Source organism: Actinomyces sp. ICM39, assembly GCF_000282935.1.
GTDB classification, from domain to species: Bacteria; Actinomycetota; Actinomycetes; order Actinomycetales; family Actinomycetaceae; genus Pauljensenia; species Pauljensenia odontolytica_B.
In genome coordinates, this window is the sequence record NZ_ALCB01000137.1 from 21,611 (window position 1) to 28,994 (window position 7,384).

Sequence of the window (7,384 nt, forward strand, 5' to 3'; positions counted from 1 at the left end):
AGCGCCCACCGCCCGGGGCGTGCGCGCGCTCGTGGCAATCCCACACGCTCCTCATCGACGAGGCCGGGGCTGTCCACAGGCGTACGCTGCGGCAGCGCGGCGGGGACTCTCCTGTGGCATGCTGAGTGGCGTGACATTGCCTCTTTCCCCTGCTGCGCCGCCTCCGGGCGGCTCGCCCCAGCCTCGTCCGCCCGCTGCGAAGGCGGCTGATACGACGCGGGATAATCCGTGGCCGCTGCGCAGGCTGACGGAGAACATCAAGGTGTACGTGGACCGCATGAGCCCCCTGTGGGTGGAGGGCCAAGTCGTTGAGTACAAGGTACGCCCGGGCGCGAAAATGCACTTCTTGACGCTGCGCGACTTGGACACGGACACGTCGATGACGGTGACCGCGTGGGCGGGCGTCATGGATTCCACGCCCCTGACCGAGGGCGCGCGTGTGGTGACGCGCGTGAAGCCGGTGTTCTGGGAACGTTCGGGCCGACTCAACCTGCAGGCGGCGGAGATTCACTTGCAGGGCGTGGGCGACCTGCTGGCCCAGATTGAGGCGCTGCGCGCCCGCCTGGCCGCCGAGGGCCTGTTTTCGGACGCCCGCAAGAAGCCGCTGCCGTTCCTGCCGCGCACGATCGGCCTGATCTGCGGCCGCAACGCGAAGGCGAAGGACGACGTGGTCGTCAACGCGTCGGATCGCTGGCCGAGCGCGCGCTTCGAGATCCGTGAAGTCGCCGTACAGGGCGATCACTGTGTCCCCGAGGTGGGCCGCGCTCTCCTCGAGCTGGACGCCATGGACGACGTCGACGTCATCGTCATTGCGCGCGGTGGCGGCGCGGTCGAAGACCTGCTCCCCTTCTCCGACGAGCGCCTCGTGCGCGCCGTCGCGGACGCCCGCACGCCCGTCGTCTCCGCGATCGGCCACGAGGGCGACTCTCCCCTGCTGGACCTGGTCGCCGACTACCGCGCCTCGACCCCGACGGATGCGGCTCGCCGCATCGTGCCGGACCGCGCCCGCGAGTGCGACGGCATCTCCCAGGCGCTGACCCGCATGCGCGGGGCGCTGGGGGCGCGCCTGGCGACGGAGCGTTCGAACCTGACGCTGATCGCGTCGCGCCCGGTGCTCCAGGGCCCGGAGGCGATCGTCGAGGGGCACCGCGTGGCCCTCACGCAGCGGGTCACGGCGATGCGATCGGCGATCGAGCGCCGGCTCGCCTCGGAGCGCCAGCAGCTGACGCGTTCACGCGCGACCCTGACGGCCCTGTCCCCGCAGGCGACGCTGGACCGCGGCTACGCGCTGCTGAAGACCCCGTCGGGGGCGCTCATCACCTCCTCGGCCCAGGTCAAGAAGGGCGACCTCATCGAAGGCATCCTGGCCTCGGGCCGCATGGTCGCCCAGGTCGTCGGCGCCACGAACCCCGCCCCTCCCGAGGACGCGCCCGACACGGGCGCCTGACCCGCAGGGCCCGCCCCGGCCTCGTCCCACGAACCCCAGACTCAAAGGAACACAGACATGACCACGAACGACCAGCTCCCCGATCCCCAGTCCCTCGGCTACGAGGAGGCGCGCGACGAGCTCGTGCGCATCGTCCAGACCCTCGAGGGCGGGCAGGCCCCGCTCGAGGACACTCTCACGATGTGGGAGCGCGGCGAGGCCCTGGCGGCGCGCTGTTCCCAGATCCTGGATGGAGCCCAGGAGCGTCTTTCTGGACGCACCTCCACGCCCTCCCCCGAAGCACGCTAATGTACATTCTGTAGATCCGCTCACACGCAGGTGAGGAGACGCCATGACGGTGCAATCTCAGCCCCACGTGCTCGCGATCGGCGAGGCGCTCATCGATGTCGTCGTCACGTACGAGCAACCCGACTTCCCCTTCGAGATCCCGGGCGGCTCCCCCGCGAACGTCGCCCTGACGTTGGGGCGCCTCGGCCGTCCGGTAGCGCTTGCGACCTGGTTCGGCGCGGATACGCTCGGCCGCCTCATCGACTTCCACATGAACGATTCGGGCGTGTACGTCACCCCGGCCTCGCGTGGCGCCTCGCACACGTCGACGGCCCTGGCGCGCCTCGACGAAAACGGAGCAGCCTCCTACACCTTCGACCTCGAGTGGGCCCCGACTGCCCCGATCGAGGTTCCAGAGACCGCGCAGATCATCGAGGCCGGCTCGATTTCCGCGATCATTGAGCCCGGCGCCTCCGCCGTCCTCGACGCGCTGGCACGGGGTCGCGAGCACGCGCTCATCTTCTTCGACCCGAACGCGCGCCCCTCGATCATGGGCGAACCCGCGGTCGCACTCGTCTCCCTCGAGCGTTTTATTGCCCTGGCGGACGTCGTCAAGGTCTCAGACGAAGACATCGAGTGGTTGACGGGCGGCGTGCCGATCGACAAGGTCGTGAATCGTTGGCTGGGCATGGGCCCCTCCCTCGTGGTCGTCACGCGCGGCAAGCACGGCAGCGACGTCGCCACAGCCTCGGGCCTGCGCTTCACGAAGACCACGAGCGACGTCAAGGTTGTCGACACGGTCGGCGCGGGTGACTCTTTCATGGGCGGCATGATCGACGCCATGTGGGGCATGGGCCTGCGAGGCGCCGACGCACGCGAGGCACTGCGCACCCTGCCCGAGGAGCAGGTCCGCGCCATCATCGACCGCGCGAGCGCCGTGTCTGACGTGACCGTCTCGCGTAAGGGCGCGAACCCGCCCTGGGCGCACGAGCTCTCCTAAGCACCGCAAACACACAACGAGGCCGGTCCCCACGACGGGGCCGGCCTCGTTCGTCGCACGCGTCGGCGCGCTCGACGTGCGCTTACTTGCCCATGCGACGCTCGCGCTGCGCGTAGGAGCGCAGGGCGCGCAGGAAGTCGACGCGGCGAAAGTCCGGCCAGTAGACCTCGCAGAAGTAGTACTCGGAGTGCACGGACTGCCACAGCATGAAGCCCGACAGGCGCTGCTCGCCCGACGTTCGGATAACGAGGTCGGGGTCGGGCTGATCCTTCGTGTACAGGTGAGCGGTGATGTCGGCGTCGGTGAAGGAGTCGGCGAGCTCGTCGAGGGTACGTCCCTGGGCCGACGCCTCGCGCATCATGGAGCGCACGGCCTCGGTGATCTCGTGTCGGCCGCCGTAGCCGACCGCGATATTGACGGTCATTCCCTGCACGTCGGCGGTGCGCGCGACGGACGCACGCAGGTCCTCGGACACCTTCTCGGGCAGCAGGGACAGGTCGCCGACCACTGCGAGCTTCCAGCGCCCCTGATCCGCCAGGAGGGAAACGGCCTCGCAGATGATGCGCAGCAGCTCGCCCAGCTCGCCGGCATCGCGCGAGAGATTATCGGTGGACAGGAGCCACAGCGTCACGATCGACACACCCGCATCGTCGGACCACTGGAGGAACTCGCTGATCTTCCCGGCGCCAGCGCGGTGTCCCTGCGAGGCGGTCGCGCCCAGGGACTTCGCCCAGCGGCGGTTACCATCCAGGATCACGCCAATGTGTGCGGGCACGGCGGCATCAGACAGCTCGGCTTTGAGGCGACGCTCATACATGTCGTAGAGCATGTTCCACTGGGCCATGATGTCCCTCCTGCTACTGTCGCACCCTGCGGCGCGGCGTACTCTTATGACATTAAGGGTATCGCGCCGTAGGACGGCAGGGAAACACAAGTACTCTCGGAGTGCGAGAACACGCCTATCGCAACAAGTTACGGCGTAGTAACCTACGGACTCGTAAGAAATGTTGACAGGTTGACAGGGGGAACAGATGAAGATCGCATCGCTCACGCCCAAGGAATGGTTCTCGGGCCAGCTCGTGCAGATCAAGCCCAAGCTGCGCGGCTGGCTGCACCTGGGCGCCGCCCCGCTGTCCCTGGCCGCGTCCATCGTCCTCGTCTGCCTGGCACCCACGACTCCGACAAAGATCGGATCCGCCGTCTACCTGGCGTGCTCCCTCATCCTCTTCGGGGTCTCGGCCGCCTACCACCGCTTCTACTGGGCCCCGCGCTGGGAAATCATGTGGAAGCGCCTCGACCACTCCAACATCTTCCTGCTCATTGCGGGCACCTACACGCCGATCACAATCGCGCTCCTGGACCGCTTTGACGCCACCGTTCTCCTCTCAGTCGTCTGGGGCGGAGCAGTCGTCGGTATCCTCCTCAACCTCTTCTGGCCCACCGCACCACGCTGGCTGACTACCCTCGTCTACGTCGCGCTCGGATGGGTCGCGGTCTGGTACCTACCCCAGCTGTGGGCGGGCGGTGGCCCCATCGTCGTGTGGCTGATCGTCGCCGGAGGCGTCCTGTACACGCTCGGCGCGGTCGTCTACGGCACCAAGAAGCCCGACCCCTCCCCCACCTGGTTCGGCTTCCACGAGATCTTCCACGCCTTCACTGTCGCCGCGTGGGCCTGCCACTGCGTCGCCGTCTACCTGGCGGTCCTGAATTCCTGACGCGCCGCCCGGCTAGGCTGCACTCATGGCCAGGCGCAATGTTGCTACACTCAACACCATGCGCGTCGGCACCCGTGTGTCGGCGCTCGATTACTGACACGTCATTGGAGGAACCATGGCTGACACACAGTGGCTCACGCAGGCCCAGTACGACCTGCTCGCAAACGAGCTGAAGGAGCGCGTCGAGGTCAAGCGCGTCGAGATCGCGCGCCTCATCGATGCCGCCCGCCAGGAAGGCGACCTGCGCGAGAACGGCGGCTACCACGCCGCGCGCAACGAGCAGTCCATGAACGAGACCCGCATCCAGGCCCTCCAGGAAATGCTGGAGCACGCCGAGGTGGGCGAGACCCCCGCCGACGACGGCATCGTCGAGCCCGGCATGGTCGTCACCGCCCTGGTTGCGGGCCGCGAGCAGAAGTTCCTGCTTGGTTCGCGCGACGCCGGCGGCGACCTGGGCATTCAGGTCTTCTCCGCACAGGCTCCCCTGGGCGCCGCCGTCATCGGCCACAAGGCCGGCGACAAGCTCTCCTTCGAGGCCCCCACGGGCCGCATGATCGAGGTCGAGATCCTCGACGCCAAGCCCTTCGAAGGCTGAGTCCAGAGTCGGCGAGGCCCACGCGACCTCGCCCCTCGATCAACGCGAAGCGGGTCCCACCGACCGGTGGGACCCGCTTCTTGCGTATGCGGCTAAGGAAGCCTTAGGCCTCCTCGTCGGGTGTCGGAGGCTCCCCCGGCTTCTGCTTCTCATCAGCCGATGCTTCCTCCCGGTCGGCGTCGCCCTCCGACTCGACGCGGGCCTCGACGTGAAGATCCACGGACGCAACAACCTCGTCCTCGTTCGACTCCTCACGAGCCACGTAGGGACGCGTGTCGGGCTTACCGGCGTAGGAGGCTGCGATCTCCTCCTCAAGGGCGCCGGGAGGACCACCCGGGCGATCCGACGCGGTCGCGAGCTCGGGCAAGGGGTCGTAGCCATGCAGGTACATGACGGTCGCGTTGATGAACGCCGCAATCGGCACCGAGAAGACCGCACCAGCGATGCCAGCGATCGCGGAACCCGCGGTGATGACGAGCATGACGGCGACGGGGTGCAGGGACACCGCGTTCGACATCATGAAGGGCTGCAGAATATTGGATTCAACCTGCTGGACGACCAGGATGATCACCAGCATGATGATGGCCTTCGTCAGGCCGCCGTTCACGGCCGCCACCAGCACCGCGATGACACCCGATGTCAGGGCACCCAGAATCGGCACGAATGCCGCAAAGAACGTGATGACGCCGATCGGAATAGCCAGGGGTACGCCCAGGAAGAAGGCTCCCAGCGCGATGCCGATCGCGTCGATGGCCGCCACCTGGATCTGCGTACGGACATAGGAGCCGAAGGTCGCCCAGCCGCGGATCGCGCTCTCATGAACGGGGACACGAGCGGGGGCGGGCAGCAGACGCACGCACCACAGCCAGATCGAGCGGCCCTCTTTCAGGAAGAAGAACAGACAGAAGAGCATCGTCAGGCCGGAGGTGGCCAGCGTGCCCACTGACGAGGTGATGCTGAGGGCCCCTGTCGCCAGCGTCTCCTTGTTGGTGTTGAGCCAGCTGACCAGCTCGGAACGCAGCTGCTCGGCCGCGGCGGTCAGGACGGTCGTGTCGATCTTGAGGGGGCCGTTCTGCAGGAATTCATTGTGCAGGATCGCGTCGAGCAGGGCACGGAAACCATCCGCGGCCTGCGTGGCCAACTGCGGGACCTGCTGGATGAGTTCGGCGGCGGCCTGGCTGAGCGCACCGGCGACAGCCGCAAAGAAGACGAGCAGGCCGACGGTCGCTGCCAGAGACGAAGGGAAGTGCAGGCGCCTGCGCATCCACGACACGAGGGGTTCGAGGAGGACCGTCACCGTCAGCGCGATCGCGACGGGCATGATGACGATCGTCAGGCGCGCAATGCCCCACAGCACCGCCATGACCAGGCCAGCGACGACCAGAGTGCGCCACGAGAACGCCGCAGCCACGCGCAGGGTACGCGGGACGGCCACGGCGACATCGCGCTCGTCTTCGTGCTCCTCGCGCACCGACACCATGACGGGTGCGGGGGTAGGTTCGCCAGTGTGCTTCGCGGGCAGCGCCGCAGAAAGCCTGCCCATGAGGTCGGATAGCTTCCAGCGCGGCTGTTCCTGAGTATCGGCCACGGTCCCTCCTTTTCATTCTTCCCTAAGCATACCCGCCCACTCCCCCATTTCCGTCCGCGCACCGCGCCATGTACGCACACGAAGCGCATACTGTCAGATATGAGAAATATCTTCACGCTCGCGCAGACGGATGTTCATCCCACAACGCACGCGGTCCTTGGTTCGAACATGAGGGCCGAGGCCGGGACAGGCCAGGAGGTCATCTACCTGGCCGCTGGGTGTTTCTGGGGCGTCGAGAAGGCCCTGTGGAATACGCCCGGCGTCGTCACCACGGCGACGGGCTACATGGGCGGGCATTCGCCCAACCCGACGTACGAGCAGGTGTGCTCACATTCGACGGGTCACGCGGAGACCGTGCGCGTCGTCTTCGATACCGCGCTCACCAGCGCTGCTGACCTGGTTCGGCTCTTCTTTGAGATCCACGATCCCACGCAGGTGGGCGGCCAGGGCAACGACATCGGCGACCAGTACCGCTCTGCGATCTGGACGACCACTGAGAGCCAACTGCACGACGCGACGGCTCTGCGAGCGGCCTACCAGGAGGTGCTCACCGAACGGGGATTCGGCCCGATCCAGACCGACATTTCTGCCGCACCCGACGGGGACTCCACCGCGCGCTTCTGGTACGCGGAGGACTACCACCAGCAGTACCTCTTCAAGAACCCGGGCGGCTACGAGTGCCACGCACGCACGGGCGTCGCGTGCCCGGCGCTCCCCCACAACTAAACGGGTACTGCGAGCATAGGACGGGGCGGGTCGGCACGAATGTGCC

The 7,384-nt window shown here is 67.3% G+C and carries 8 protein-coding genes; 6 read left to right on the forward strand and 2 right to left on the reverse strand.

Annotated elements, in window-relative coordinates; all coding sequences use genetic code 11:
* Positions 1–118: 118 nt before the first annotated feature.
* The 3 genes from xseA to HMPREF1137_RS08850 are packed head-to-tail and all read left to right on the forward strand — an operon-like array spanning position 119 to position 2,714.
* The gene (gene xseA, locus HMPREF1137_RS08840) at positions 119–1,447 is read left to right on the forward strand and encodes an exodeoxyribonuclease VII large subunit (RefSeq protein ID WP_034497572.1); all 1,329 of its coding nucleotides are present in this window, start codon (positions 119–121) and stop codon (positions 1,445–1,447) included.
* Between the two features lie 57 nt (positions 1,448–1,504).
* Entirely contained in the window at positions 1,505–1,735 is a 231-nt protein-coding gene (locus tag HMPREF1137_RS08845; RefSeq protein ID WP_009054534.1) for an exodeoxyribonuclease VII small subunit, read from the forward strand.
* A 43-nt stretch (positions 1,736–1,778) separates the two neighbouring features.
* Positions 1,779–2,714 (forward strand): carbohydrate kinase family protein, encoded by a 936-nt coding sequence (locus tag HMPREF1137_RS08850; RefSeq protein ID WP_009054546.1) that lies wholly within the window; start codon positions 1,779–1,781, stop codon positions 2,712–2,714.
* An 82-nt stretch (positions 2,715–2,796) separates the two neighbouring features.
* Here the strand turns inward: HMPREF1137_RS08850 and HMPREF1137_RS08855 are convergent, their stop codons facing one another.
* On the reverse strand, positions 2,797–3,558 hold the full coding sequence (locus tag HMPREF1137_RS08855) for an isoprenyl transferase (protein WP_003790290.1): 762 nt from the start codon (positions 3,556–3,558) through the stop codon (positions 2,797–2,799).
* A gap of 187 nt (positions 3,559–3,745) precedes the next feature.
* Between HMPREF1137_RS08855 and trhA the strand changes: the two genes are divergently transcribed.
* Together trhA and greA are read left to right on the forward strand one after the other, a co-directional pair.
* Positions 3,746–4,429 (forward strand): PAQR family membrane homeostasis protein TrhA, encoded by a 684-nt coding sequence (trhA, locus tag HMPREF1137_RS08860; RefSeq protein WP_009054548.1) that lies wholly within the window; start codon positions 3,746–3,748, stop codon positions 4,427–4,429.
* Between the two features lie 115 nt (positions 4,430–4,544).
* Positions 4,545–5,024: a transcription elongation factor GreA gene (gene greA, locus HMPREF1137_RS08865; protein WP_009054526.1), complete on the forward strand. Its 480-nt coding sequence runs from the start codon at positions 4,545–4,547 to the stop codon at positions 5,022–5,024.
* 103 nt (positions 5,025–5,127) lie between these two features.
* On the opposite strand, the gene HMPREF1137_RS08870 is transcribed toward greA, so the two are convergent.
* Positions 5,128–6,612: an AI-2E family transporter gene (locus HMPREF1137_RS08870; RefSeq protein WP_009054519.1), complete on the reverse strand. Its 1,485-nt coding sequence runs from the start codon at positions 6,610–6,612 to the stop codon at positions 5,128–5,130.
* 99 nt (positions 6,613–6,711) lie between these two features.
* Here HMPREF1137_RS08870 and msrA point away from each other — a divergent pair, with 99 nt between their 5' ends.
* Complete coding sequence (gene msrA / locus HMPREF1137_RS08875) at positions 6,712–7,338, forward strand: peptide-methionine (S)-S-oxide reductase MsrA (RefSeq protein WP_009054550.1); 627 nt, start codon at positions 6,712–6,714, stop codon at positions 7,336–7,338.
* Positions 7,339–7,384: the final 46 nt, after the last annotated feature.